Annotated in this window: 23 protein-coding genes; 20 read left to right on the top strand and 3 right to left on the bottom strand. The window is 46.1% G+C overall.

Features of this window, described 5'->3' with window-relative positions; all coding sequences use genetic code 11:
• The first annotated feature begins 13 nt into the window (after nt 1-13).
• From INT76_RS08280 to INT76_RS08290, 3 genes are all read left to right on the top strand, one after another.
• Nucleotides 14-4,408: a PolC-type DNA polymerase III gene (locus tag INT76_RS08280; protein ID WP_212569976.1), complete on the top strand. Its 4,395-nt coding sequence runs from the start codon at nt 14-16 to the stop codon at nt 4,406-4,408.
• 165 nt (nt 4,409-4,573) lie between these two features.
• Nucleotides 4,574-5,815 (top strand): aminopeptidase, encoded by a 1,242-nt coding sequence (locus tag INT76_RS08285; protein ID WP_212569977.1) that lies wholly within the window; start codon nt 4,574-4,576, stop codon nt 5,813-5,815.
• Between the two features lie 62 nt (nt 5,816-5,877).
• A complete protein-coding gene (locus INT76_RS08290) occupies nt 5,878-6,105 on the top strand; it encodes a GlsB/YeaQ/YmgE family stress response membrane protein (RefSeq protein WP_212569978.1) in 228 nt (75 codons plus the stop codon).
• Nucleotides 6,106-6,170: 65 nt separating this feature from the next.
• Here the strand turns inward: INT76_RS08290 and def are convergent, their stop codons facing one another.
• Nucleotides 6,171-6,785 carry a peptide deformylase gene (gene def, locus INT76_RS08295; protein ID WP_212569979.1) on the bottom strand — a complete coding sequence of 205 codons (615 nt, stop codon included), beginning with the start codon at nt 6,783-6,785 and terminating at the stop codon, nt 6,171-6,173.
• Nucleotides 6,786-6,915: 130 nt separating this feature from the next.
• Here def and INT76_RS08300 point away from each other — a divergent pair, with 130 nt between their 5' ends.
• The 16 genes from INT76_RS08300 (at nt 6,916) to INT76_RS08375 (ending at nt 24,940) form a co-directional block, all read left to right on the top strand.
• The gene (locus tag INT76_RS08300; RefSeq protein ID WP_212569980.1) at nt 6,916-8,082 is read left to right on the top strand and encodes an MFS transporter; all 1,167 of its coding nucleotides are present in this window, start codon (nt 6,916-6,918) and stop codon (nt 8,080-8,082) included.
• A 51-nt stretch (nt 8,083-8,133) separates the two neighbouring features.
• Complete coding sequence (locus INT76_RS08305) at nt 8,134-8,862, top strand: pseudouridine synthase (RefSeq protein ID WP_212569981.1); 729 nt, start codon at nt 8,134-8,136, stop codon at nt 8,860-8,862.
• Nucleotides 8,863-8,901: 39 nt separating this feature from the next.
• Nucleotides 8,902-9,543: a hypothetical protein gene (locus tag INT76_RS08310; protein WP_212569982.1), complete on the top strand. Its 642-nt coding sequence runs from the start codon at nt 8,902-8,904 to the stop codon at nt 9,541-9,543.
• 158 nt (nt 9,544-9,701) lie between these two features.
• Complete coding sequence (locus tag INT76_RS08315; protein ID WP_282960523.1) at nt 9,702-10,976, top strand: uracil-xanthine permease family protein; 1,275 nt, start codon at nt 9,702-9,704, stop codon at nt 10,974-10,976.
• 166 nt (nt 10,977-11,142) lie between these two features.
• A complete protein-coding gene (gene rpsO, locus INT76_RS08320; protein ID WP_212569984.1) occupies nt 11,143-11,412 on the top strand; it encodes a 30S ribosomal protein S15 in 270 nt (89 codons plus the stop codon).
• A 322-nt stretch (nt 11,413-11,734) separates the two neighbouring features.
• Nucleotides 11,735-13,690, top strand: a complete 1,956-nt coding sequence (locus tag INT76_RS08325; protein ID WP_212569985.1) for a Spy0128 family protein — start codon at nt 11,735-11,737, stop codon at nt 13,688-13,690.
• Nucleotides 13,691-13,936: 246 nt separating this feature from the next.
• Nucleotides 13,937-15,868, top strand: coding sequence for a Spy0128 family protein (locus INT76_RS08330; RefSeq protein WP_212569986.1), 1,932 nt, complete (start codon nt 13,937-13,939; stop codon nt 15,866-15,868).
• Nucleotides 15,869-16,329: 461 nt separating this feature from the next.
• On the top strand, nt 16,330-18,546 hold the full coding sequence (pnp, locus tag INT76_RS08335; protein WP_212569987.1) for a polyribonucleotide nucleotidyltransferase: 2,217 nt from the start codon (nt 16,330-16,332) through the stop codon (nt 18,544-18,546).
• Between the two features lie 60 nt (nt 18,547-18,606).
• A complete protein-coding gene (gene cysE / locus INT76_RS08340) occupies nt 18,607-19,224 on the top strand; it encodes a serine O-acetyltransferase (RefSeq protein ID WP_212569988.1) in 618 nt (205 codons plus the stop codon).
• Between the two features lie 55 nt (nt 19,225-19,279).
• Nucleotides 19,280-20,140, top strand: coding sequence for a GNAT family N-acetyltransferase (locus tag INT76_RS08345; RefSeq protein ID WP_212569989.1), 861 nt, complete (start codon nt 19,280-19,282; stop codon nt 20,138-20,140).
• A 1-nt stretch (nt 20,141) separates the two neighbouring features.
• Nucleotides 20,142-20,915, top strand: a complete 774-nt coding sequence (locus INT76_RS08350; protein ID WP_212569990.1) for a nucleoside phosphorylase — start codon at nt 20,142-20,144, stop codon at nt 20,913-20,915.
• Nucleotides 20,902-21,072 carry a hypothetical protein gene (locus INT76_RS08355; protein WP_212569991.1) on the top strand — a complete coding sequence of 57 codons (171 nt, stop codon included), beginning with the start codon at nt 20,902-20,904 and terminating at the stop codon, nt 21,070-21,072. The genes INT76_RS08350 and INT76_RS08355 overlap by 14 nt, the downstream gene beginning before the upstream one ends.
• Nucleotides 21,073-21,086: 14 nt before the next feature.
• Nucleotides 21,087-22,430, top strand: coding sequence for a cysteine--tRNA ligase (gene cysS, locus INT76_RS08360; RefSeq protein ID WP_212569992.1), 1,344 nt, complete (start codon nt 21,087-21,089; stop codon nt 22,428-22,430).
• Nucleotides 22,423-22,842 (top strand): Mini-ribonuclease 3, encoded by a 420-nt coding sequence (locus INT76_RS08365; RefSeq protein ID WP_212569993.1) that lies wholly within the window; start codon nt 22,423-22,425, stop codon nt 22,840-22,842. The genes cysS and INT76_RS08365 overlap by 8 nt, the downstream gene beginning before the upstream one ends.
• Entirely contained in the window at nt 22,824-23,699 is an 876-nt protein-coding gene (locus INT76_RS08370) for a helix-turn-helix domain-containing protein (protein WP_212569994.1), read from the top strand. Before INT76_RS08365 ends, INT76_RS08370 begins: the two co-directional genes overlap by 19 nt.
• 110 nt (nt 23,700-23,809) lie before the next feature.
• Nucleotides 23,810-24,940: an ABC transporter ATP-binding protein gene (locus tag INT76_RS08375; RefSeq protein ID WP_212569995.1), complete on the top strand. Its 1,131-nt coding sequence runs from the start codon at nt 23,810-23,812 to the stop codon at nt 24,938-24,940.
• Between the two features lie 32 nt (nt 24,941-24,972).
• On the opposite strand, the gene INT76_RS08380 is transcribed toward INT76_RS08375, so the two are convergent.
• Both INT76_RS08380 and INT76_RS08385 read right to left on the bottom strand, forming a co-directional pair.
• A complete protein-coding gene (locus INT76_RS08380) occupies nt 24,973-25,947 on the bottom strand; it encodes an aromatic acid exporter family protein (protein WP_212569996.1) in 975 nt (324 codons plus the stop codon).
• A 100-nt stretch (nt 25,948-26,047) separates the two neighbouring features.
• Nucleotides 26,048-26,437 (bottom strand): DUF1761 domain-containing protein, encoded by a 390-nt coding sequence (locus tag INT76_RS08385; protein WP_212569997.1) that lies wholly within the window; start codon nt 26,435-26,437, stop codon nt 26,048-26,050.
• Nucleotides 26,438-26,685: 248 nt separating this feature from the next.
• Between INT76_RS08385 and rpmB the strand changes: the two genes are divergently transcribed.
• On the top strand, nt 26,686-26,874 hold the full coding sequence (gene rpmB, locus INT76_RS08390) for a 50S ribosomal protein L28 (RefSeq protein ID WP_001140948.1): 189 nt from the start codon (nt 26,686-26,688) through the stop codon (nt 26,872-26,874).
• The last annotated feature ends 39 nt before the right edge of the window (nt 26,875-26,913 follow it).

Consider the following 26,913-nt stretch of genomic DNA (forward strand, 5'->3'; position numbering starts at 1 on the left):
AAAGGAAACCAGCATGACAGATACCTTTCAACTCTTACTTCAGCAGATTGGAATGCCGCTTGATCCAGAAGGAACAAGTGTTTTTTCCAGTGGTCAGATTGAAGAAGTGATCGTGCATCGTCGCAGCAAGGTCTGGGAATTTACCTTCCGCTTTGCTCGGCCTCTGCCTCTAGTAGATTACCAACACTTTAAGGCTCGTCTGGCCAATGAATTTCAAAAGACTGGCAATCAGGCTCGTTTTCGTTTGGTGACAGATGCAACTGACCTTGATAAGGAATTGGTTGAGGCCTACTATCCTGAAGCTTTTACAGAGGAACTTTGCCAAAGCGTGGGCTTTAAAGCTCTTTTTCAAGGTTTGGAGGTTAGCTACCGAGATGGAATCTTATGGATTAAAGGGCCTGAAACCATAGACACCGTTCATTTTCGCAAGAATCATCTGCCAAATCTGGTGGAACAGTACGGTCGCTTTGGTTTTGCCAATCTTAAGGTGGACATTGAGGTCTGTCAGGACATGACAGCCAGTCAGGAAGAAGCCTTTCATGCCCAGAACGAGGAAATTTACCAGAAGGCCAATGAGGAAAATCTAGCAGCCTTGGAACAATTGTCTCAGATGGCTCCTCCACCAGAAGCAGCTCAGCCTTCCTTCCAAGACTTTAAAAAGACACGCCAGCCCAAGGTCAGTCTTGATAAATCTGAAGTGACTCAGATGATTGATGTGACGACAGAAGAAAACCGCATTGTCTTTGAGGGGCTGGTCTTTGACGTTGAGCAAAAAACGACCAAGACTGGACGGATTATCATCAACTTTAAGATGACGGACTATTCATCCTCCTTTACCCTTCAAAAGTGGGCCAAAAACGAAGAAGAAGCTCAGAAGTTTGATATGGTCAAAAAAGGCAACTGGCTTCGTGTGCGTGGTAATGTGGAAACCAATCATTTTACCAAAGATTTGACGATGAATGTTCAGGAAGTCCAAGAGGTCAAAAAGGATATTCGTAAGGACCTGATGCCAGAAGGTGAGAAGCGGGTTGAATTTCACGCTCATACCAATATGTCCACCATGGACGCCCTTCCTCCGGTTGAGGATCTGATTGCCCGGGCAGCCAAGTGGGGGCATAAGGCTATCGCCATCACCGACCACGGCAATGTCCAATCCTTCCCTCATGGTTACCATGCGGCGAAAAAGGCTGGCATCAAGGCCATCTTTGGGCTGGAAGCCAATATCGTGGAAGACAGTGTGCCTATTGTATACAACGAAAAAGATACAGACTTATCAGATGCGACCTATGTGGTTTTCGACGTGGAAACAACAGGTTTGTCTGCAGTCTACAATGATTTGATTCAGATTGCGGCCTCCAAAATGCACAAGGGCAATATCATTGCTGAATTTGATGAGTTTATTGATCCGGGCCATCCCTTGAGCCAGTTTACCACAGACCTGACAGGGATTACAGATGAGCATGTCAGAGGTTCCAAACCACTGGAGCAGGTTCTAAAAGAGTTTCAGGAGTTTTGTCAGGATGCGATTCTGGTGGCCCATAACGCTAGCTTCGACGTGGGATTTATGAACGTCAACTACGAGCGTGCGGGGTTGCCGACCATTAGTCAGCCGGTTATTGACACCCTAGAATTTGCCCGTAATCTCTACCCAGAGTACAAGCGTCACGGTTTGGGGCCATTGACCAAGCGCTTTGGTGTTGCTCTTGAGCACCACCACATGGCCAACTACGATGCTGAAGCAACCGGCCGCCTGCTCTTCATCTTCCTGAAAGATGCACTGGAAAAACACAACCTCACCAACCTCACCCAGCTCAATACAGACTTGATAGCGGAAGATTCGTATAAAAAGGCTCGTGTCAAACACGCCACCCTCTACGTGACCAACCAAGTGGGGTTGAAAAATATCTTTAAATTGGTTTCGCTCTCCAATACCAAGTACTTTGAGGGAGTTCCTCGCATTCCTAGAACCGTCCTCAACGAACACCGTGAAGGCTTAATTTTGGGAACAGCCTGTCAGGAGGGGGAGGTATTTGACGAGCTCTTGTCCAAGGGGATTGAAGATGCGGTCAAGGTAGCCAGCTACTATGACTTTATCGAGGTTATGCCACCAGCTCTCTATGCGCCAATGATCGCCAAGGAGCAATTCCAGAATATGGCTGAAATTGAAGAGCTAATCAAGAAGTTGATTGAAGTCGGCCGCAGGGCCAATTTGCCAGTACTTGCGACGGGAAATGTCCACTACATTGACCCTGAAGAAGAGATTTATCGCGAGATTATTGTCCGTGCTTTGGGTCAAGGTGCCATGATTAACCGGCCAATCGGTCAGGGAGAAAATGCCCAGCCGGCTCCGCTGCCCAAGGCCCACTTTAGAACCACCAATGAAATGCTAGACGAATTTGCCTTTTTAGGTGATGATCTGGCGCGTGAGATTGTCATTAGCAATCCAAATGCTATGCTGGATCGCTTTGAAGATGTCGAGGTTGTCAAAAAGGATCTCTATACTCCTTATATCGAAAAGGCTGAGGAAACCGTTGCGGAGTTGACCTATCAAAAAGCCTTTGAGATTTATGGGAATCCCTTGCCTGACATTATTGATTTGCGGATTGAAAAAGAATTGTCCTCTATTCTGGGAAATGGTTTTGCCGTGATTTACCTCGCTTCGCAGATGCTCGTAACTCGCTCTAACGAAAGGGGCTATCTGGTGGGATCGCGGGGGTCTGTCGGCTCCAGCTTCGTTGCGACCATGATTGGGATTACTGAGGTCAATCCTATGCCACCGCACTATGTCTGTCCAAATTGTCAGCACAGTGAGTTTATCACAGATGGAACGTACGGATCAGGATTTGATATGCCGGATAAGGCCTGTCCGCAATGTGGAACAACCTACAACAAGGATGGTCAAGATATTCCCTTTGAAACCTTCCTGGGATTTGATGGGGATAAGGTTCCCGATATTGATTTGAACTTCTCTGGAGATGACCAGCCGGCGGCCCACTTGGACGTCCGCAAGATTTTCGGAGAAGAGTATGCCTTTCGGGCAGGTACAGTAGGTACGGTAGCCGCCAAGACAGCCTATGGTTTTGTTCGTGGTTATGAGCGAGATTATGGGAAGTTTTACCGAGATGTAGAGGTGGAGCGCTTGGCAGCGGGGGCGGCAGGTGTGAAACGGACGACTGGTCAACACCCAGGCGGTATTGTTGTTATCCCAAATTACATGGATGTTTATGACTTCACCCCTGTTCAGTATCCGGCAGATGATGTAACAGCCAGCTGGCAGACAACTCACTTTAACTTCCATGATATTGACGAAAACGTCCTTAAACTTGATGTTTTGGGACACGATGATCCGACCATGATTCGGAAACTTCAAGATTTGTCAGGGATTGATCCGCAGACCATTCCTGCCGATGACAAGGGGGTTATGGCGCTCTTTTCTGGCACGGAAATCTTGGGAGTAACCCCAGAGCAGATTGGCACGCCGACTGGTATGCTGGGAATCCCAGAATTTGGAACCAACTTCGTTCGGGGCATGGTGGAAGAAACACATCCGACCACCTTTTCGGAGTTGTTGCAGCTTTCAGGACTTTCACATGGTACGGATGTATGGCTGGGAAATGCTCAGGATTTGATTCGTCAAGGAATTGCGGACCTCTCGACCGTTATCGGTTGTCGGGATGACATCATGGTTTACCTCATGCACGCAGGTCTTCCGCCTAAGATGGCCTTTAACATCATGGAGCGGGTGCGTAAAGGTGCATGGCTCAAGATTTCAGAAGAAGAGCGTAACGGCTATATTCAGGCCATGAAGGATAACAATGTTCCAGACTGGTATATTGAATCCTGTGGGAAAATCAAGTACATGTTCCCTAAAGCCCATGCAGCTGCCTACGTTATGATGGCCCTGCGGGTGGCCTACTTCAAGGTTCATCATCCGATTTACTACTATTGTGCCTACTTCTCCATCCGCGCCAAGGCCTTTGACTTGGCAACCATGAGTGGTGGCTTGGATAAGGTCAAGGCCAAGATGGAAGAAATTTCCCTCAAGCGCAAAAACAATGAGGCTTCCAATGTGGAAGTCGACCTGTTCACAACACTTGAATTGGTCAATGAAATGCTGGAGCGTGGCTTCAAGTTCGGCAAACTCGATCTCTATAAGAGCCATGCGACGGAGTTCTTGATTGAGGAGAACGATACCCTGATTCCTCCATTTGTTGCCATGGATGGTCTGGGCGAGAACGTTGCCAAACAGCTGGTCGCAGCTCGAGCAGAAGGGGAATTCCTTTCTAAGACAGAACTGCGCAAACGTGGCGGGCTCTCCAGCACCCTGGTTGAAAAGATGGACGAGATGGGGATTCTTGGAAAAATGCCAGAGGACAACCAACTCAGCCTCTTTGATGATTTGTTTTAAGATAGAAAGGAACTGGAAGAAGCAACACGGTGTAAGGTGTTTCCTCCTTTTAGCATAGTAAGAAACCACCGCCAAATCATGGTCGGTGGTTTGATGTTTTTATAGACTTCAAATAGATGGAAATATGGTACAATAGGGGAGTATAAATTTACAAAGGAGAAAAATATGGTTTTACCAAACTTTAAAGAAAACCTAGCAAAATATGCAAAACTCTTGGTATCAACAGGTATCAATGTCCAAGCTGGTCACACTGTTCAGCTGACTATCGCAGTTGAGCAGGCTGAATTGGCTCGTTTAATTGTTAAAGAAGCTTATGCACGCGGAGCTGCAGAAGTTCTTGTCAACTGGTCAGATGATGTTGTCAATCGTGAGCGCTTGGTCAATGTAGACGTAGAGCTTTTGGAGCAAGTGCATCCACAGCGTATTACAGAGATGAACTATCTCTTGGAGAAAAAGGCTAGTCGCTTGGTGGTCTTGTCAGATGATCCAGGTGCCTTGGATGGTGTGGATCCAGAGAAACTCTCTCGCAATGCGCGTGCGCTCAGTCAGGCTTTGAATCCAATGCGGCAAGCAACGCAGGCCAACAAGGTCAGCTGGACACTTGGTGCAGCCTCTGGTTTGGAATGGGCTAAAAAAGTCTTTCCAAATGCGGCTTCTGACGAAGAAGCGGTGGATCTGCTTTGGGATCAAATCTTCAAGACTTGCCGTGTTTACGAAGAAGATCCAATCAAGGCTTGGGAAGAACATGAAGCACGCTTGGTAGCCAAGGCTAAAATTTTGAATGATGAGCAGTTTGTCAAGCTCCACTATACAGCACCGGGAACGGACCTTGTGCTTGGTATGCCAAAAAACCACCTGTGGGAAGCGGCTGGCTCAGTCAATGCCCAAGGCGAAAAATTTATTGCCAACATGCCAACGGAAGAAGTCTTTACAGCACCTGACTATCGTGTGGCAGACGGGTATGTGACATCAACCAAGCCACTTAGCTACAATGGCAATATCATTGAAGGAATCAAAGTGACCTTTAAGGATGGTGAAATTGTCGAAGTATCCGCTGACAAAGGCGATGAAGTTATGAAGAAATTGGTCTTTGACAACGCAGGTGCGCGTGGTCTTGGGGAAGTAGCCCTTGTGCCAGACAAGAGTCCAATCTCTCAATCAGGCGTGACCTTCTTCAACACTCTCTTTGATGAGAATGCTTCCAACCATATCGCCATCGGGTCTGCCTATGCCTTTTCTATCGAAGGTGGTACAGAAATGAGTCAGGAAGAACTCAAAGAAGCAGGCCTCAACCGTTCGGATGTCCATGTGGACTTCATGATTGGTTCAAACAAGATGAACATTGACGGTATTCGTGAAGACGGTACTCGTGTGCCAATCTTCCGTGATGGTGAGTGGGCAATCTAATGAACGATTCCAATAAGGCTGGGCAACCAGTCTTATTTTGCAAATGAAGGAGGACTACTATCGTGTTATCAAGTATTATCGCAGGTGCTATTATCGGATTGATTGCAGGAGCTATTACCTCCTCAGATGATCGTAGGGGCTGTATTGGCAATGTCATTCTGGGCTTGGCTGGCTCTTGGATTGGACAGTTCCTCTTTGGGTCTTGGGGCCCCCAGCTAGCAGGTATGGCAGTTGTTCCCTCTATCTTGGGGGCAATCCTTTTAGTAGCCCTGTTTAACAGCAGACGATAACCTGTTTTTTAAACGATACAAGTAAAAACCGCTTCCTTGTCGGCTGACAGGAAGCGGTTTGTTGGTTAGTCAATGATTAACACCCCGTCTTTAACTGCCAGAGGGTGTTCTGGGTCGATGCGATCGTAGAACATGATGCCGTTGATGTGGTCAATTTCGTGTTGGACAACGATAGCATTAAAGCCCTTGAGTTTAATGCGGTGGCTTTCCCCATGTTTGTCAACGTAGTCCACGGTAATACGGGCGTGGCGGATGACGTAACCAGGGACTTCGCGATCCACAGATAAGCATCCCTCTCCCCCTTCAACAGCTGCTTCTTGGATGGAGTGGGAAACGATTTTAGGGTTATACATGACTTCTTCTAGGGCGTAGGCTTCCTTGGGTGGGTTGCCCTCAGCATCTTCCGGATTGGGAACTAAGACGGCGATGATGCGCTTGGATACATCAATCTGAGGTGCAGCCAGGCCGACTCCTCCTCGCAAACCCATTTTCTCAGCCATAACGGGATCCTGGGAATGTTTGAGGAATTGCAGCATTTTTTCTCCCAGAATGATTTCCTGATCAGACAGGGGAAATTGGACTTCCTCGGCGATTTGTCTTAAGGTAGGATGCCCTTCTCGGATGATGTCGTCCATGTCAATCAAGTGGGCAGGCTTGGTTAGTCGTTCAATTACAGACATGCTTCTCTCCTTTGGATATATTCTAGTTAAGTATAGCATGAAATAGGAGAGAATAAAAGTCGGAGCGTCTTGTCCATTCTGTATCCAATCTGTTATACTGGTAAAAGACGAACATTAAAAAGGAGAAGTTGTGAAACGAATTTTAGAAAAAATGAGCCTTTTGGCTCTATCCACCATGCTGGTATCAACCTTTGCGGTGTCCCCAGCCATTCCACAGATGATGGAACATTTTGCCAAGGAAGGCATTGTAGCCAGTCAGGTGGAGAATCTGATTACCGTGACTTCCTTGGCCATTATGGTCAGTCTGTTGATGAATGGGCTTATTATTCGTTTTTTATCAGAACGCCTTATCATCATTCTGGGTCTTTTGTTAATGGCGGTGGGTGGAGTCTTGCCTGCGATTTTTACAGCCTTTCCCTTGATTTTTCTGGCAAGGATTTTACTAGGACTGGGAATTGGCCTAATCAATGCGCGTGCAATCAATATCATCGGTCAATTTTTTACTGGAAAAGAGCGCGTGCAGATGATGGGTCTGCGTGGTTCTGCGGAGGTATTGGGAAGCGCTAGTTTGACCCTCTTGGTGGGTTGGTTGACTCAGTTTGGCTGGCAGCCAGCTTTTATGGTCTATCTCTTTGCACTTGTCATTCTAATCCTCTTTCTCCTCTTTGTGCCACGGGAAGAGTTTGTGGCGCATAGTGAAAGGAAGGATGAGGAAAATCTTCCTAAGGTAAAATTGGACAAAGCCATGTGGAAGATGGGGCTGTATCTAGCCTTTCTGGCCTTCTTCGTTATCAATGTCAACACTTTTTTGACCATTCGTATCCCGCAAATTGTCTTGGAAAAGGGGATTGGAACAGCCCAAGAAGCCAGTCTTATCCTCAGCCTTATGCAGGTAATGGGGATTCTGGCTGGGACTCTCTTTAGCTTTTTGGTCGAGCGTCTGAAGGGGTGGCTTCTGGCAGTTTCTTATGTAGTGTTTGGGGTGGCTGTTGTTGGCATTGCCTTTGCCAGCAACCTGTGGGTGCTTGGTTTAGGTGGCATGGTGTCAGGTTTCTTTTACAGCATCATCTTGACCATTGTCTTTAGTCAGGTGACGGAGCGTACGCCCAAGGCCTTGCTCAATACGGTCATGACCATTGTCCTTATGGGCTGCAATATCGGCGGAGCAAGCTCAGCCCTTCTCCCCACCTATCTGGAGAAGCTCAATCCAACTGCCACAGGAGCCTTCGGCATTTACGCTGTCGGTTGCGCCCTGATTAGTGCAGGCTTGATTTACCAGCAGATTCGCTCCAAGTAGCTGCTAGCGGTTTTGGGAAAAGGCAGAGCAGTAGAGTTAGAAAGGAAGAACATGCGACTGGATAAATTTTTAGTAGATTGCGGTGTTGGCAGTCGAACAGAAGTCAAAAAAATCTTGAAAAATAAGCAGGTCACCGTCAACGGACAGGTGGAAACCTCGCCAAAGTGTCAGATTGATGAAAAAGCTGATCAGGTCGCGGTCTTCGGTCAGCTTCTGAATCATGAAACCTTTGTCTACTACCTGCTCAACAAGCCAAAAGGGGTCATTTCTGCAACCGAAGATGACCGTCATCGGACGGTTTTGGATTTGCTGGATGACACCGCTCGGCACAAGGAAGTTTTCCCAGTAGGGCGTTTAGATATTGATACCCACGGTCTCCTCCTCTTGACCAATAATGGCCAGTTGGCCCATGCCATGCTCTCTCCTAAAAAACATGTGGACAAATGCTATCGGGCTCGGATTGAGGGGATAATGAACCAGTCAGATGTGGAGCGATTTGCGGCAGGGATTGAGCTAAAAGACTTTACCTGCCAGCCGGCTGAGCTGACCATTTTGTCAGTTGACGAAGGCCAGCAAACCTCACTGGTAGACATTAGGATTAGGGAAGGAAAGTTCCATCAGGTCAAACGGATGGTGGCTGCCTGCGGTAAGGAAGTTGTTGATTTACAGCGCCTGTCCATGGGGCCGCTACTCTTAGATCCAGACCTTGCGCTTGGCGACTACCGCAGATTGACCGAGGAGGAGTTGACGAAATTGGAAGAATTTGGGGTGGGGTTATAAAGCAGCTGCTCTACGGTTTCAAGGAAGAGGGGGAAATTGATGTCAAAAAGAGGTATCCGGCAAACAGCCAGTGTAGAGGAAGCTCGGATGGAGCTGCAAACTTTAATCAAAGCTAAGATACTCAGTACGATTTGTGAGATAAGCTCATCTAGTAGTGAAGAAGCTGTGCGGCAAATGATTGCAAGTTATGGGGCAGGAACCTCCTATGCGGCTAACCAGCCTAGCCATGTGACCCAACAGGCTGGGCGACTCTGGATTTTGACGGGAAAACACCATCAGGAAGAGGAAGTGCTTACTCTTGGCCAAAGTCAGGATATTCTGAAGGAAATTACAACTATCGTCTATAAAATATTTGGCAAGAAAGATCCGATTGACTTCTATGCAGAATTGCGGGCATCTTACGACAGTTTGACTTTTTATGAGGTAGCCATCGACGCCTATCTGACCCATCTTGAGCCAGATTTGAAAGATGATTTGCTTGCGAGAAAAAACCGAGCCAGTCAAGGTCAATCTACCTTGGTTGACCTCTTCTTTGATATGTCAAAAGAATATTTTGTTGAGGCGAATCTAGCCTATTCAACGGCTGCCAAGTATTGGAACTTCTTTAGGTCTGGCATGGATAAACGCTATTATTATCACTTGCTAGATAATTTGAAAAAAGAAGAAAGCGTCACAAAGTGAAAAAGGGCTAGCCAAAAAAGCCTAAGTGTGCTACAATACCAAAAGCGTAGGTTTTTAAACTCATCCCGTGAGGTGAGAAAGACAAAGGGAAAAATGAAGGCCTATGACTATATAGTTAGAAAGTCTGGGCTTTTTGTATGCCCAGAAATAGGTAGATGATGGAAAATAAAGTTAATTTATTGCTCGATGTTCACGAGAAACCAGCTCCTCTTCAAGGGATTTTGCTGAGTTTTCAGCATGTGTTCGCCATGTTTGGAGCGACAATTCTGGTGCCGCTCATCCTCGGCATGCCAGTTTCCGTTGCCCTCTTTGCTTCTGGTGTGGGAACCTTGATTTATCAAGTGGCCACTCAGTTCAAAGTGCCTGTTTATCTCGGATCGTCCTTTGCCTATATTTCAGCCATGGCCTTGGCCATCAAGGAGATGGGTGGCGATATTTCGGCGGCTCAAACAGGTGTCTTCTTTGTCGGATTGCTCTATGTACTGATTGCAGCCCTTGTCAAGGCTATCGGTACCAAGTGGATTGATACCCTTCTTCCCCCTGTCGTCATTGGGCCTATGATTATCGTTATCGGTCTTGGTCTAGCTAACTCGGCAGTGACTTCCGCTGGTTTTGTTGCAGATGGCGACTGGCGAAATGTCCTTGCAGCTATCTCAACCTTCTTGATTGCGGCTTTTGTCAATACCAAAGGGAAAGGCTTCGCCAAGATTATTCCATTTTTGATTGCCATTGTCGGTGGTTACCTAGTTGCCCTTGCACTGGGATTAGTAGACTTTCAGCCTGTCTTAGAAGCAGCTTGGTTTGAGTTGCCAGGCTTTTACCTACCATTTGAAACAGGTCTCTTCAAGTCCTATAATTTCTATTTCGGACCAGAAATGATTGCCATCTTACCGATTGCTGTTGTAACAGTTGCCGAGCATATTGGAGACCATACTGTTCTCAGTCAAATTTGCGGCCGTCCCTTCTTGAAAGATCCAGGTCTCAGCCGCACCCTGATTGGTGATGGAGTAGCGACAGCCGTTTCTGCCTTCATTGGCGGACCTGCCAACACCACTTACGGTGAAAATACAGGCGTTGTTGGCATGACCCGAATCGCTTCTGTAGCAGTTATCCGTAATGCAGCCTTGATTGCCATTGCCTTCTCGTTTTTAGGTAAGTTTACAGCCCTTATCTCGACCATTCCAAGTGCAGTTCTTGGCGGTATGTCCATCCTGCTTTACGGAGTGATTGCTTCAAATGGACTTAAGGTTTTGATTGAAAGCCGTGTAGACTTTGGTCAAGTTCGTAACCTGATTATCGCGAGTTCCATGTTGGTCTTAGGGCTTGGTGGCGCAGTGCTTGCACTCGGACCGGTAACCTTATCAGGTACGGCCCTGGCTGCCATCGTTGGCATTATCCTCAATGTCATCTTACCGCAGGATAAAGCTGCCTAGGTTTTGTAGAAAAGCAGAGCGCACACCCTTTCTCTTCCATATTGATTGACAAATGCCCTAAACCTTGGTAGAATGATTAAAGTCCGATGGACAATCTAGCGATTCTTGGTTGCAGGCCATGCCAACCTGTCACTCAGATTCAGCTCAAATACAAAGGAGAATACTCATGGCAATCTCAAAAGAGAAAAAAAATGAAATCATGGCGCAATATGCTCGTCATGACGGCGACACTGGTTCAGTAGAAGTGCAAGTTGCAGTCCTTACTTGGGAAATCAACCACCTCAACAACCACATCAAAGAACACAAAAAAGACCACGCAACTTACCGTGGTTTGATGAAAAAAATCGGTCGCCGTCGTAACTTGTTGGCTTACCTTCGCCGCACAGACGTTAACCGTTACCGCGAATTGATCCACTCATTGGGCCTTCGCCGCTAAGATTGGAACAACCAACCCAAAAACCTGCTTTTGCGGGTTTTTTGTTTTTGAGCAGGAACGGTTTTTTGAAGAAGATAACGGTTTTTTTAGTTTGGGAATCAAAATGGTTTTATGAGTCAAAAAACTTGACTCCTCCACGCTTTAAAGGGTACAATGTCTGAGGGATTTTCCCCAAAAATATATCAAATCCTTCTCGAAGATACTAAAAATGTATGAGGCATAATGTAAGTTGAGTTTATGATGATGCAGACAAAGAATCTTTTGGTTGGATGAAAGGAAATCAATTACGAAAAATGTCAAAAAGTGGCTGACGGGATTCGTTATGACACTCTCGGTGCTTTTCGGCGCAACTGCCTTTGGTCAGACGACAGAGGCTAAGGAGTTGACCAACGTCCTTACGGACATTGTTATTTGGGACAATTCTAATGGTCGTGAAGCATCAAAGGAGTCCGGTGCCTATGCTTTGGTTATCGGAAATAACTATTCCTTTGACACCAAATTCGACCTATCTGCCTATAACAACAATGTTGAAAATGGAGATTACTTCACCTTTACAGTTCCAGCTCCTTTTACAGTTAAGGACGGTGTGACCATCGAATTGACAGACCCTGAGACAAAGGTTGCCATTGCAGATGCAGTGATTACATCGAACGGTGCCGGTCAAGGCGGAACAGTCAAGATTACGATGAAAAATCTTCAAGAGTATCTGGCTAAGAAAAACGCGACAGAAGTTCTGAACGTAAAAGGTTCTTTCTTTACTTCCTTTACACTGGAAGTTGAGAAGGCTTTGACAACTGAAACCTTCACCAACATTAAGGATACCAATACCAAGGATATCGCCTTCAAGATTTCCCAACGCCAAGTGACTGATAATACAGAAGCTATTGGTAAAGAAAACTTTGCAAAATATGGTAGCGTCATTGATGATGTTAAATGGTCTTCAGCTATTTTAGGAAAATCAGGTGATTATTGGCATAAGTGGCGTATCCGTTCCAATACCAACGGAACGGCCTATTCTAGCTTTGTTGTAAGAGATTCAATCCTTGAAACAGGCGGCCCAATGCAATTCATCCCCGAGAGCTTTGTTGTTACAGCAGGTGATGGCATCAACCAAGCTTGGTTGCTTACTAACCCTGTAACCTTGGCACCTGGAGTAGACTATGAAGTAACCTTCAACAGCGCCTACACTAGTTTTGAATTGACCATTTTCAATCCTGGCAATCGCCGCTTCATGATTGACTATTCAACCTCTGCTCCAGCAGATGGTTCTACTGTTGGAAATACCGTATCCATCACAACTGATAAAGGTCAAATGACAAATACGATTGCCAACAAGGTAACAGAGTTAACTGTTACTCGTTTGAGCCGTATCCAAGAAGGTGGAACTATTTCGATTGAAACAGGCAACCGTATTACCATCTACAAGACCGATGCCGAAACAGGTCAGCGTCTGGGCGGTGCTGTCTTTACAGTCACTAAGCCAGACGGTACGGTTCTCACCCTAGATCCAACTGATGCGACACATGGTCGGACTCAGTCACCAGTCTTTACAGAAGCAGAAATTGCAGCAGGGAAGTTTATCGTCAAAGAGCTTACCCCTCCAGCTGGATACGTTTTGAATGACACTCCAGTAGAAGTAACAGTTACTGCAAATGGTGCCATTCGGACAATTACCAACAAAAAAGCTTCTACATCTGTTCCGTTGGCTGTGAAGAAGGACTTGACAGGTCGTACCTTGCAGGCAGATGAGTTTGAATTTGTTTTGACAGACAAGGATGGCAAAGTTGTTGAACGTGTGAAAAATGTCCAAGACGGTGCAGTGAACTTTACCGCCTTGACCTTCAACCAAGCAGGTCAATATGTGTATACCATCACTGAAACCAATGGTGGTCAAACCATTGACAATGTTACCTATGATGGCAAAACTATCACAGCTACCATCACCGTAACTGCTGAACCAGCAACTGGTGCTTTGAGTCATACGGTTGACTATTCTGATGGCGGAGTGTTCAACAATGTCTATGTAGAACCTACAACGACAACCACCACAACCACCACTGAAGAGCCAACTACAACGACTTCAGAAACCACAACCACCACTGAAGAGCCAAGTACTACAACTCCAGAAACGCCAACTCCAGGTTCAACAACAACTACGGAACCGAAGAAGGTCTTGCCAAATACAGGGGACACATCAAATGTGTGGATGACTCTTCTTGGTTTGGGAGCACTGGTTCTATCTGGTATTGGATTTTATTTCCATAAGAAAAAGGCTTAAATAGGTTGGAATAGGCATCTTCCGATTCCTAATTACTAAGAACTTGAAATGGTTATTTCAGGTTCTTTTTTCATGGAAAGAGTTAGATAAAGCGTAAATTTTTAGGTGAGAATATTGCGCTGAGATGGAACGAAAAAACAGTAAAATTTTTATCAAAAAACAAGTGAAAGATCTTGCATTTTTGGTCAATAAAGTATATAATATGAGAGGTGTTTTGTACCTAAAATAGACTTACGGAGAAAGAAAATGAAAGTATTTCGCAAATTGATGGGATTACTATCAGCAGTAGTACTTGTTTTTTCGGCGCTATCGATTCCAACTTTAGCTGACGAATTGACATCTGGATACACCGTGTCCACTGTTTTTACTGTTAATAATAACCCTGTAGTCAATAATGCATCCTATGGTGAGGCCAAATTCTATATTAATCCAACCTACACCTTTGATGATGCTACTGTTTTGAACAATGGAGATACTCTGGTTTATTCAGTCCCATCTGTTTTCAAATTAGAGCAGCCATTGAATCAACCACTCACCGCACCTACTGGTGAGACAATTGCCCAGATGGTGACAGATCCATCTTCTGGCAAGGTAACTGTGACCATTACAGATGCTGCCTATTTCGCTCGTTTGAGTGAAGAGAAGAAGCTCTCCTTCTTGTTTACAGTTGTATGGAATGATTCAACACCTTACAATGTTGCTCAAACCTTTACCCTACAAGGTGCACCAGAATACACTCTGACTCGTATCAAGGTGGATGAAGAGCCTCAAGGTTACTCTAAATGGGGTGTTCAAGATTCTGTAAATCCAAACTATGTTAACTGGCGTATCCGTATTAACCGGGATATCAATAACCTTGGCCAAGTTGTCATCAAAGACGTCATTCCTGAAGGTCAAGAATTGGCAACGGATATCACAGGTTACTACTTTGATGACTGGGATAATGGTCCAAGAACCCCCTTTACAGCTAACGACCCATCGATTGTTACCATCACAGACAGCAACAACTTTACCATCAACGCTGGTGACTTGAGCAATCGTGGTATCTTCATTATCTACAAAACCTTCTTGACAGCTCCGGTTGACAAGGTAGACAAAAAAGTATATAACGATATCGTTGTTACCTCAAACGGAACTCCAATGGAAGCCCTTATTGCTCGTCCATTCGCACCTATCACAACGACTGATGGTGTCGGATCTGGCGTCCGTTCAGACGAAGCAGTCTTCACAGTCAACAAGGTCCTAAATGGCCGTACCATCAATGCTGATGAATTTACCTTTGAATTGGTAGATGATGCGACTGGTACAGTTGTGCAAACTGTTAAAAATGCGACAGATGGCTCTGTAACCTTTGAGAAGATTAAATTCTCAACAGTTGGCGAATTTACCTATACTATTCGCGAAGTGGCTAGTGGTCTCGGAGGTGTGACAGATGATGCAGATACCGATATTAAAGTAACAGTTCGAGTAACTGAAAGTGGCGGTATGAAGAATGCGGCAATTTCTTATGATCGCACTGAGTTTACGAACGTTTATAAGGCCGCTTCAACCAAGCTAGCATTGGAAGTGGATAAGACTTTGGCAGGTCGTACTCTTGAAGCTGATGAGTTTGAGTTTACCCTGACTGGTACAGATGGAACTTCATTGACTGCTAAAAATACAGCAGCTGGTAAGGTTGTCTTCCCAGAAATTGAGTACACTACTGAAGGTACTTATACCTATACCATCACAGAGGTGAATGGTGGTACTAAGGTTGGCGATGTAACTTATGATGGTTTGAGCGTGACTGCGACAGTTACTGTTACAGACAATCGTCAAGGACAGTTGGAGGCGGTTGTTGTTTACTCAGCAGATAAAGAGTTTAACAACACTTATGAAACCACCACAACAACGACTACCACCACAACCACCACTACGACAACAGAAGAACCAACTACTACTTCAACTATCACAACCACCACTGAAGAACCAACTACAACAACTTCAGAAACCACAACCACTGAAGAGCCAAGTACTACAACTCCAGAAGCGCCAACTCCAGGTTCAACAACAACTACGGAACCGAAGAAGGTCTTGCCAAATACAGGGGACACATCAAATGTGTGGATGACTCTTCTTGGTTTGGGAGCACTGGTTCTATCTGGTATTGGATTTTATTTCCATAAGAAAAAGGCTTAATCATTAGCTTAAGCATTCATGAATGAATGAATGGAAGGAGGGATAAATCCCTTCTTCTTTTTCATTCTTTTTACTGCCGATTTTAAGCTCGGATTGGTCAGACAGGAGTGAATCGGTCGCCTTAAACAAAGCAAGCTTCTCTTTTTAGTAGTTTTTTTGAAAAATGCATTTCCCATCTTTTAAAAATTACCAAAATTATGATAGAATAGTTGAGATATGTGGTTTTGTGCAAAGCTGAATCCAATAAATGTGTATTGGGTTGAACTTTGTAGAAAACACATATTCAATGCAAAAAAATTAAGTTCATTTTTTATGGATACAACTGGATAAACCCTAAGGGATTGTCTGACTAGCGTAGCTTTTATCTCCAAACAGTCTACGAGGGGGCAGGCAAACTACGTGGTGGTTGCCCAGTTTGGATTTGATTTTTACTGCACAAAATAAACATCAGGAGACAATTTATGTCAAAACAAGTTTTTGAAACGGTTTTTGCTGGTAAAAAATTGGTTGTTGAAACCGGTCAGGTAGCCAAGCAAGCCAACGGTGCTGTGGTTGTTCGCTATGGAAATTCCACAGTTTTGACAGCGGCTGTTATGTCTAAGAAAATGGCAACAGGCGATTTCTTCCCCTTGCAGGTCAACTACGAGGAAAAAATGTACGCAGCCGGGAAATTCCCAGGTGGTTGGCTCAAGCGTGAAGGCCGTCCGTCAACGGATGCAACCTTGACAGCGCGTTTGATTGACCGCCCAATCCGCCCAATGTTTGCCGAAGGCTTCCGTAATGAAGTCCAAGTTATCAATACGGTTCTCTCTTACGACCCAGATGCCTCTGCTCCAATGGCAGCCATGTTTGGCTCATCATTGGCCTTGGCGATTTCAGACATTCCTTTTAACGGCCCAATCGCAGGTGTTCAAGTCGGCTATATCAATGGCGAACTCATCATCAACCCTGACAAGGCACAGATGGAAGAGTCCCTTCTAGACTTGACAGTAGCTGGTAACAAGGACGCTATCAACATGGTTGAGTCTGGCGCCAAAGAATTGTCAGAAGACATTATGCTGGAAGCTCTTTTGAAAGGTCACGCTGCTATCCAAGAATTGCTAGACTTCCAAAATCACATCGTAGCAGCAGTCGGCAAGGAAAAAGCAGATGTTGAGCTCCTTCAAGTTGACCCAGAATTGCAGGCTGAGATTGTTGCAGCTTACAATGACGATTTGAAAAAAGCGGTGCAGGTTGAAGAAAAACTGGCCCGTGAAGATGCGACCAACGCAGTTCGTGAAACCGTCATCGCAGCCTACGAAGAAAAATACGCTGACCACGAAGAATTCGACCGCATCATGCGTGATGTCCATGAAATCTTGGAACTCATGGAGCACGCGGAAGTTCGTCGTTTGATTACAGAAGACAAGGTCCGCCCAGACGGACGCCGTGTTGATGAAATTCGACCGCTTGAAGCGGAAGTAGACTTCCTGCCACAAGTACACGGTTCAGGCCTCTTTACACGCGGTCAGACGCAGGCCCTTTCTGTCTTGACCCTAGCACCAATGGGTGAAACCCAAATCATCGATGGTTTGGATGACGAGTACAAGAAGCGCTTCTTGCACCACTATAACTTCCCACAATACTCTGTGGGGTCAACCGGTCGGTACGGTGCGCCAGGTCGTCGCGAGATTGGTCACGGAGCTCTTGGTGAGCGTGCCCTTGAGCAAGTTTTGCCAAGCTTGGAAGACTTCCCTTATGCTATCCGCTTGGTGGCGGAAGTCTTGGAATCAAACGGCTCCTCATCGCAGGCTTCCATCACAGCTGGCACCCTTGCCCTTATGGCAGGTGGTGTACCAATTAAGGCACCAGTTGCAGGTATTGCCATGGGTCTGATTTCTGACGGAACCAACTATACCGTCTTGACCGATATTCAAGGTCTTGAAGACCACTTCGGCGACATGGACTTCAAGGTGGCAGGTACTCGCGAGGGTATCACCGCCCTTCAAATGGACATCAAGATTGACGGCATTACCCCACAAATCTTGGAAGAAGCCTTGGCACAGGCTAAGAAGGCACGTTTTGAAATCCTCGATGTCATCGAAGCGACCATTCCAGAAGTTCGTCCTGACTTGGCACCAACTGCACCGAAGATTGACACCATCAAGATTGATGTAGACAAGATTAAGATTGTGATCGGTAAGGGTGGCGAAACCATCGATAAGATTATTGCGGAAACTGGCGTGAAAATTGATATTGATGATGACGGCCTCGTATCCATCTTCTCACCAGATCGCGATGCCATCGAGCGTACCAAGGAAATCATCGCGGGTCTTGTCCGCGAGGCTAAGGTCGATGAGATCTTCCGTGCCCGAGTTGTTCGTATCGAGAAATTCGGGGCCTTCGTTAACCTCTTTGATAAGACAGATGCCCTCGTGCATGTATCTGAAATGGCCTGGACTCGTGTCAACAAGCCAGAAGATTTAGTTGCCATTGGTGACGAGGTCGACGTTAAGGTTATCAAGATTGATGAAAAAGGGCGTGTAGACGCTTCTATGAAGGTGCTTCTTCCGCGTCCAGAACGAGTGGAAGGCAGCGAGAAGCACGAGCGTTCAGACAGACCACGCCGTCATAAAGACCACAAAGACAAAAAAGACAAGGGATTTGGTGAATTCAAATTCCACAAGGTTGAAAAATAAGAAACAGAGAAAGACAAGTTCAGACCTGGACTTGTCTTCTCACTAAGAGGAGGTGAACATATGGGTTGGTGGAAGGACACCATTGAGATTGTAAAAGAGAAAGATCCGGCGGCTCGGACGACCTTGGAGGTTCTTTTGACCTACCCTGGCGTCAAGGCTTTAGCGGCCCACCGCCTATCCCACTTCTTGTGGACACACGGTTTCAAACTCCTAGCTCGGATGCACAGTCAGTTTTGGCGTTTTTGGACCAATATTGAAATTCACCCCGGTGCACAAATTGCCTCAGGTGTCTTTATTGACCACGGGGCAGGTCTAGTCATTGGTGAAACAGCCATTGTTGAGTCAGGGGTCATGCTCTACCACGGGGTTACTCTTGGTGGAACTGGCAAAGATACCGGCAAGCGTCATCCAACTGTCCGCAAAGGGGCGCTGATTTCTGCCCACTCACAGTTGATTGGGCCTATCGAAATTGGTGAAAATGCCAAGGTGGGAGCAGCAGCCGTTGTGCTCTCGGATGTCCCGGCAGATGTGACAGTAGTTGGTATGCCGGCTAAAATTGTCCGTATCCATGGTAGGAAAGATGAGAAGGTTATTCATGATATGGAGGGCGGCCGAGAACATTATACGACCAAGCTGTCTGAATTAAGAGAGGCCAGTCATCGTTCGTCGCATTTGTAGGAAAGCCACATATAGTAAGTCCTATGTGATTTAGCCATAGAGAGGAAAAATAAGCATGATACTAGCCACTAATGTCCTAAATCCCCAGCAGTTATCCGCAGCAAAAACTCTGATAAGCACTGTACAATCCCATGACGGAACCTATCGTGACCCTTACCTGTCAAATATGCTCAACTTTGACCCTGAAATGCCAGCTTTTTTCTTGGCTTATCAAGGCGAACAGTTGGTGGGACTCTTGACTGTATATGCCGATGATGAGGATGTAGAACTTGCAATTCTCGTGCACCCAGACTACCGTAGACAGGGTCTGGCACGCAAGCTCTATGATTGCTACCAGACGAAGACGGCAAACTATCCTATCGCTAGTGTGACCTTTCAGACCGAACGTGTCTTTCTTGACAAGCACCCAGACCTTGCGCCAGCATGGAACTTGGTAGAAGATACGGATACTGAGACATGGCTGGGACGTGAGCGAGAGCCTTATCGGTTCTCACAACAGGCTGAACTCACAGTAAGTTTGGCACAGGCTCACCATGCAGACGACATTGCACGTTTCCAGACGAAGGTCTTTGATAGCGACTATGAGGTGGCTCTTCGTTACGCACGTGAGGCTATCGCTGATGCGGATAGCTTGCTTTATCTTTTGGAACATAGCGGAGCGGTTATCGGTTCTTGCACAGTAGATATATCGACCGATGATAACTATCTTTACGGTTTAGCTATTGCACCCGACCAGCAACGAAAAGGATATGGTACTTACTTAGTCAAAGCTGTCATCAATGACCTTATCAGGAAAAATGACAAACCTTTTCAAATCGCCGTCGAAGATGATAACCTCATCGCTAAGCGGCTGTATGAAAATATCGGTTTTACAAAGCAGACACAAGTGATCTACTTAGACCCGAAAGAAGGTTGACATGCTACTAGAAGAATTTGAACCAAGTCCTGCTGTCATTGAACCAACGGATAAGGCCATCCGAGGCGGTGGCGAAGTCTGTGAGACCATGATTTTCTCCTTCAATGGGGAAATCGTGGACCGTGTCCGTCAGATGCCTGAAAGTAGAGAAAGTGGCTACTTAGAAAGCATTAACGGTCGCCATCCTTGGTATATTTTGGAAAGAGATGGGGTGCGAGTTGCGGTCATGTTAGCAGTCGTCGGTGCTCCTATGGCGGTTGGTCATCTGGAAGAATTGAGGGCTTGTGGCTTTGAGAACTTTATCGTTCTTGGTTCCTGCGGAGTGCTGGATGAGTCTATCGAAGCGGATAAGATTATCCTTCCTAGCTCTGCTCTTCGGGACGAGGGAACTAGTTACCACTACGCACCTGCTAGCGAGGAAATCAGCTATGAGCCTGCTCTGCTATTGGCCATGGAAAAAGCCCTGAACCAAGCTGGAATCGAGCATGTGCGGACTAAGACCTGGACCACGGATGCCTTCTATCGGGAAACAGTCGACAAGGTCAAACGCCGCTTGGCGGCTGGAGCCACCGTTGTGGATATGGAAACCTCGGCGATTATGGCTTGGGCAGACTTTCGTCAAGCCAAGGTCTATCAGTTTTTCTACACAGCAGACTATGTGGATCACCACAAGAACGAATGGGATGCCCGTCGAGAGGAACGGACTGCTGACTGCATGATTTTCTTTGATGTTGCCATGGCTATTGCAAAAGGAGTGACAAATGAAAGCATTTAAGGGAAGGGACTGGCTCTATCTAGTCAATCTCGTTTTGGCCATTCTGTTGGCTATTTTAAACTATAATCGTGGTTCCTATGGGATAGGCCATATCTGGGCTGCCGTTTCCATCTTTTGGGTGATTCGACTGGTCCTAGTTTGGATCCAGCGGAAGTAAAAGTAGGAGAAAGCATGATTAAAATTTACGATACCATGACCCGCAGTTTGCGTGACTTTGTGCCCTTGGAAGAGGGTAAGGTCAAGATGTATGTCTGTGGACCAACAGTTTACAACTACATCCATATCGGGAATGCCCGCAGCGTGGTAGCTTTTGACACTATCCGCCGCTATTTTGAATACCGCGGCTATGATGTGACCTATATTTCCAACTTTACGGATGTAGACGACAAGATTATCAAGGCCGCCAACGAAGCCGGTATGACGACCAAGGAGCTGTCGGATAAATTTATCGCAGCCTTTAAGGAAGATGTGGCCAAGTTAGGTGTAAAACCTGCCACCCAAAATCCTCGTGTCATTGACTACATGGACGAAATCATTGATTTTGTGCAGGTCTTGATTGACAAGGGCTATGCTTATGAAGCGGCTGGTGATGTTTATTTCCGTGTGGAAAAGGCTGAAAACTATGCCCGTTTGGCCAACAAAACCTTGTCTGACCTAGAGGCTGGGGCTTCCGGTCGGGTCGAAGGCGAAGGCCAGCTCAAAGAGCATCCCTTTGACTTTGCCCTCTGGAAAACTGCCAAGCCGGGTGAAGTGTCTTGGGAAAGCCCGTGGGGCGCAGGCCGTCCAGGTTGGCATATCGAGTGTTCGGTCATGGCGACAGAGATTTTAGGTGATACCATCGACATTCATGGCGGTGGGGCAGACCTGGAATTTCCTCATCATACCAATGAAATTGCCCAGTCAGAGTGTAAGACAGGCCAGACCTTTGCCAACTACTGGATGCATAATGCCATGCTCAATATCAACGATGAGAAGATGTCTAAGTCCTTGGGGAATTTCCTGACAGCCCATGAGATGTTGGAGCAAATTGATGGGCAAGTCTTGCGTTTCTTCCTATCTACCCAACACTATCGCCGGCCGCTTAATTACACAGAAAAGGCCATTTCGGATGCGGAAATCAATCTCAAATATCTGAAAAACACCTACACCCAACCAGTGTCTGCCTTGGCAGATGAAACAGGCCTAGCCAAACACTTGGCAGCCTTTGAAGCAGCTATGGATGATGATTTCAACGCGGCAAATGGGATTACTGCCATCTTTGACTTTGCCAAGTGGATAAACTCTGGTAACTACGATGAAAGTGTCAAGGAAGCTTTTGGCAGGATGTTGGTAGTATTTGGTATCGTTTTTGAAGAGGAAGTCTTGGACAGCGAGATTGAAGCCTTGATTGCGAAGCGTCAGGCAGCTCGCGCCAATCGTGACTTTGCGACAGCTGACCGAATTCGGGATGAATTGGCAGTGCAGGGAATCAAGCTCTTGGATACCAAGGATGGTGTGAGGTGGACGCGTGACTAATGCAGTAGACGTCAATCTCATTAACGGCATTGCTCTTGCTTTCGAAGGGGATGCGGTCTTCGCCATGTATATCAGACGTCACTTGATTTTCAAGGGGTTGACCAAGCCCAATAAGCTACATAGTGAGGCCAACAAGTATGTTTCAGCCAGAGCACAGGCAAGCCTGATCTCAGCCCTATTAGAAGCTCAGCTTTTGACCGAAAAAGAGGAAGAAATCTACAAGAGAGGGCGCAATGCCCATAGTTACACCAAGGCTAAGAATGCGGATGTGGTGACCTATCGGATGTCGACAGGTTTTGAGGCTGTGATCGGCTATCTTCATATGACTGACCAGACAGAGCGAATGGAAGAGTTGATTGACTGGTGTATTGAACAGGTAGAAAGAGGCGTGACATGCAAGAAGAAGGCTTAAAAGCTCTATTTCCTGAAGGAAAGATAGTAGAACGACGACAAGATGAGGAGGGGATGTTTTTTCTTCCTCTATCAGAAGGCCGTTGGTTTAGCTTGGCTATAAAGGAATTGACAGCTCGTGAACGTGTTCTTCTAGGGGAGCTGTTTCCCCAAACAGAAGCTGTATCCGCTAATCCTTGGTACCGGTATTTTGTCCAGCATAAAGGCGATTTGCCTCAGCCTGCCCAGGCTTTGCAATTTATCCATGTCTATCTGCGTACGCCGGTAGCCGATAAAGAAGCTCTTCAGGGGTGGCTGGATATGATGGCAGCCCTCTTGCCTAATCAGCTAGGCTGGTTTCAGGCGAGTCATCAGAGCTACGTTTTTGTCTTGGAACAATCGCAGCTGCTAGCTGTTCGAGAAGTTTTGCAGGATACCTTATCGGCCATGGAATTTGATTTTGGCTTAAGCTTGACCATCTTTTTAGGTCAGGTCTGGCCGCAGGCTGTTCAAAGTTGGCAGACTCTCTACCAAGCAGAGCATCAACTTCTGAGTCTATGGTTGTCAAGCCATCAACAGTCTAAGGTGCTTGGCTTTGGCCAACTCTATTTATGGGGCTTGTCCCAAGCCAGCCGCCTGCTAGACCCCTTGCAGCAGCAATTGGCCCTGATGATTGCCAGTCAGGAAGAGTTATCAGACAGTATTTTAGCTCTCTGGGAGGAAACAGCGGTGGTGACCAAGGCGGCGCAACGTCTTTATATCCATCGCAATACCTTAAACTATCGCTTAGATAAGTGGCAAGAGCTGACAGGGCTTGAATTGCGCAACCTGACAGATCTAGCCCTATGTTATCAGGTGCTTCAAACAAGTCTTCGTTGATATTTTGTGCAACTTGTACAAAATATCTTTTTATTTTTGTCCAAACTGCCGTGGAATGATAAAGCGTTTTCATATATACTGGGTGTATAAAATAAAAGCGAGGTCTGAACATGGTTCAACTGAATTTAAAAAACATTTACAAAAAATACCCAAACAGCGAACACTACTCCGTTGAGAACTTCAACCTAGACATCAAGGACAAAGAATTTATCGTTTTCGTAGGGCCTTCTGGTTGTGGTAAGTCAACGACACTTCGTATGATTGCAGGTTTGGAAGACATTACGGAAGGGGAAGCTTACATTGATGGTGTGCTCATGAACGATGTGGCTCCAAAAGACCGCGACATCGCCATGGTTTTCCAAAACTACGCTCTTTACCCGCACATGACTGTATTTGACAACATGGCCTTCGGTCTTAAATTGCGCAAGTACAGCAAGGATGAAATCAAAAAACGTGTGGAAGAAGCAGCACAAATCCTTGGTTTGACCGAATTCTTGCAACGTAAGCCAGCAGACCTGTCTGGTGGTCAGCGCCAACGTGTTGCCATGGGGCGTGCCATTGTCCGTGATGCAAAAGTATTCTTGATGGATGAGCCTTTGTCAAACTTGGATGCCAAACTGCGTGTATCCATGCGTACTGAGATTGCCAAAATTCACCGCCGCATCGGGGCTACTACTATCTATGTAACCCACGACCAGACAGAAGCGATGACACTTGCAGATCGCATTGTTATCATGAGTGCAACCAAGAACGAAGCGGGAACTGGTACTATCGGCCGCGTAGAGCAGATTGGTAGTCCAGAAGAACTCTACAATGCTCCTGTCAATAAGTTCGTTGCAAGCTTCATCGGTAGCCCAGCCATGAACTTCTTTGCAGTAACGCTAACAGATGGTGTTCTTACAGGTGATGGTTTCAGAGTAGAACTGCCAGAAGGACGTCGGAAACACTTGGAAGAAAAAGGCTACAATGGGAAAACCTTCACTCTTGGTATTCGTCCAGAAGACATCAAAGCTTCTCAATTGGAGCTAGATACTTACCCAAGTTCAGTTGTTGAAGCAGAAGTGGTAGTATCAGAGTTGCTGGGTGCGGAGTCTATGCTCTATTCTAAAGTGGGCGGTACAGAGTTTGTATCCCGTGTAGATGCGCGTGACTTCCACAAACCAGGTGAAAAAGTTCGCCTTGCTTTCAATCTTAACAAGGCTCACTTCTTTGATGATGAAACAGACAAGGCGATTGTCTAAATTTGTTCATAAAACACCAAGACCCACCGGTTTTAAACTGATGGGTCTTTCTCATTCTGAGAATAGTTGTTATAGAAATTAACCTTGAGGCGAATAAAGGTTTCCATATCATGTAGGAGCTGAAAGAGGGTGGCACGGGTTTCAAATTCTTCTCTGGTTTGAGGCAGGGGCCGTTCGCGGAAGGTGGCATGGAAGAGTTCGATGTCAAGGAGCAGTTCCTTGGCGGAATTTTCTCGGCTGAGCTGCTGAGCCGCTCGCTCAAAGAGGCTAGCTAAGATGATGTTTTCTCGACCTTCCAGAAGGCATTTGTTGATAGTTCCTGCCATGGTCCGCAGAATTTTATTTTGTGCGGCCCGCATTTCAAAGTAGTGGACTTGGTAGTTGGTTTGATGAAAGAGCTGATTATGACGATCCAGATAGACCACTTTGAGAGCGTCTTCCAAAATCTGGTCCAATTGGTTGATTAGCTGGGCATCATTTCTACCGTCGCCATTGAGCAAAAAGGCTTCAAAACGCAGGAGAATCTGCTTGAGTAAGTCCTCAACCTGCTGGTGATAGGCTTCGATGGTGGCCTCTTGGGAGGGCATATAGAAGTTGAAAAGAAGGGCTAGCCCCGCCCCAATCAGAAAAAGCGCCAGCTCATTTCCCAAAAAAGAAAGCGAAATATTCTGTTCCAGCAAGAGGTGAGTGACAAGGACAGTTGAAGGGGCAATCCCTGCCTCCCAGTTGAAGCGATAGGCTAGGGGAACATAGGCTGCTAGAAAGATGCCAAGAGTCCAAATGCCAAAGCCCAAAAATGCAAAGGTTGCTAGCGCCAGACAGAGAGCTAAGAGAGTAGAAAAGAGGCGGTTTCGTGCCATCTTTAAGCTCGACTTGCGGGTATCGAGAACACTGAGGATCGCGATGATACCAGCGGAAGAAGCGTAGCTCAGTCCCAGCCAGTCCGCCAGATAAACTGCAAGAACGGTGGCTAACATTAGTTTTATAGTACGGTGTAAAATGGACATTGCGGATCCCTTTCTAGATATAGGACTATTGTACCATAAAACCTTGTTCAATTTAGGTAGACATAGAAAAATCCGCCAATTTCACAGCGGATTTTTGAGGTTAGGCAAACAAGGCGATGATTCCGACAACTAAGTAGCAGACCAACTTGTAGCTTTCATTGATAAGGATGAGCTTGATTGGACGTTGCTCGAAGATGTAGTTTTTAAGGGAAGCAAGAATGGCGATGACTCCCATGCCGCCAGCAGCGTGTAGCGGTGAAACGTCAAGAGTTTTGATGAAAAAGATGGTAACCACAGCAGTTACAACTTCGATGGCCAAAGAGAGCAACATTTCTTTCTGCCCCTTTTTCCCTTCCTTACTGTTAGCTTCAACTGTAGCCATGTCAATGCCAGATGCTTCAATCCAAGCATCACGAAATACCAAACCATACCATAAACCGCCGATGGCAAAGGCGATTAGCCCAGCAATGATTCCTAAAAATAGTGTCATAGTTTCTCCTCTTACTTGTACGGACAAGTTGATAAAACTAAGCATAGCATAGAAGGGAAAGCTTGTCAAAATTTCCGATTGACCTTACCCTCCCTCTTAGATGATATAGGTTTTTCTTTTGAGAGATAGCATTCTGCACATTCATTGAAAAATAATCCTTGCCAAGCTCTCTTTTTTTTGGTAGACTAGTAAGGTATGTGGTGCTAGCACATCCGTAATATTTGATCAAATGAGGAGGAAATACACAAATGGCTAAAGTATGTTACTTTACAGGTCGTAAGACTGTATCAGGCAACAACCGCTCACACGCTATGAACCAAACAAAACGTGCCGTTAAACCAAATCTTCAAAAAGTTACTGTTTTGATCGACGGTAAACCTAAGAAAGTTTGGGCTTCAGCTCGTGCGCTGAAATCAGGCAAAGTTGAACGCGTTTAAGAAAAAGCCACAAGGCTTTTTTTGTTTTCGGCTGTGACA

Source organism: Streptococcus oriscaviae (assembly GCF_018137985.1).
Lineage (GTDB): Bacteria > Bacillota > Bacilli > Lactobacillales > Streptococcaceae > Streptococcus > Streptococcus oriscaviae.

Bases quoted from the DNA above. Each gene is read 5' to 3' on its own strand.
- rpmB (WP_001140948.1), top strand. From the start codon at position 26,686: ATGGCTAAAGTATGTTACTTTACAGGTCGTAAGACTGTATCAGGCAAC.
- INT76_RS08385 (WP_212569997.1), bottom strand. From the start codon at position 26,437: ATGACACTATTTTTAGGAATCATTGCTGGGCTAATCGCCTTTGCCATC.
- INT76_RS08350 (WP_212569990.1), top strand. From the start codon at position 20,142: ATGCTACTAGAAGAATTTGAACCAAGTCCTGCTGTCATTGAACCAACG.
- INT76_RS08370 (WP_212569994.1), top strand. From the start codon at position 22,824: ATGCAAGAAGAAGGCTTAAAAGCTCTATTTCCTGAAGGAAAGATAGTA.
- INT76_RS08355 (WP_212569991.1), top strand. From the start codon at position 20,902: ATGAAAGCATTTAAGGGAAGGGACTGGCTCTATCTAGTCAATCTCGTT.
- INT76_RS08330 (WP_212569986.1), top strand. From the start codon at position 13,937: ATGAAAGTATTTCGCAAATTGATGGGATTACTATCAGCAGTAGTACTT.
- INT76_RS08280 (WP_212569976.1), top strand. From the start codon at position 14: ATGACAGATACCTTTCAACTCTTACTTCAGCAGATTGGAATGCCGCTT.
- cysS (WP_212569992.1), top strand. From the start codon at position 21,087: ATGATTAAAATTTACGATACCATGACCCGCAGTTTGCGTGACTTTGTG.
- INT76_RS08345 (WP_212569989.1), top strand. From the start codon at position 19,280: ATGATACTAGCCACTAATGTCCTAAATCCCCAGCAGTTATCCGCAGCA.
- rpsO (WP_212569984.1), top strand. From the start codon at position 11,143: ATGGCAATCTCAAAAGAGAAAAAAAATGAAATCATGGCGCAATATGCT.
- INT76_RS08325 (WP_212569985.1), top strand. From the start codon at position 11,735: ATGACACTCTCGGTGCTTTTCGGCGCAACTGCCTTTGGTCAGACGACA.
- INT76_RS08305 (WP_212569981.1), top strand. From the start codon at position 8,134: ATGCGACTGGATAAATTTTTAGTAGATTGCGGTGTTGGCAGTCGAACA.
- INT76_RS08285 (WP_212569977.1), top strand. From the start codon at position 4,574: ATGGTTTTACCAAACTTTAAAGAAAACCTAGCAAAATATGCAAAACTC.
- cysE (WP_212569988.1), top strand. From the start codon at position 18,607: ATGGGTTGGTGGAAGGACACCATTGAGATTGTAAAAGAGAAAGATCCG.
- INT76_RS08315 (WP_282960523.1), top strand. From the start codon at position 9,702: ATGGAAAATAAAGTTAATTTATTGCTCGATGTTCACGAGAAACCAGCT.
- INT76_RS08380 (WP_212569996.1), bottom strand. From the start codon at position 25,947: ATGTCCATTTTACACCGTACTATAAAACTAATGTTAGCCACCGTTCTT.
- def (WP_212569979.1), bottom strand. From the start codon at position 6,785: ATGTCTGTAATTGAACGACTAACCAAGCCTGCCCACTTGATTGACATG.
- INT76_RS08310 (WP_212569982.1), top strand. From the start codon at position 8,902: ATGTCAAAAAGAGGTATCCGGCAAACAGCCAGTGTAGAGGAAGCTCGG.
- pnp (WP_212569987.1), top strand. From the start codon at position 16,330: ATGTCAAAACAAGTTTTTGAAACGGTTTTTGCTGGTAAAAAATTGGTT.
- INT76_RS08375 (WP_212569995.1), top strand. From the start codon at position 23,810: ATGGTTCAACTGAATTTAAAAAACATTTACAAAAAATACCCAAACAGC.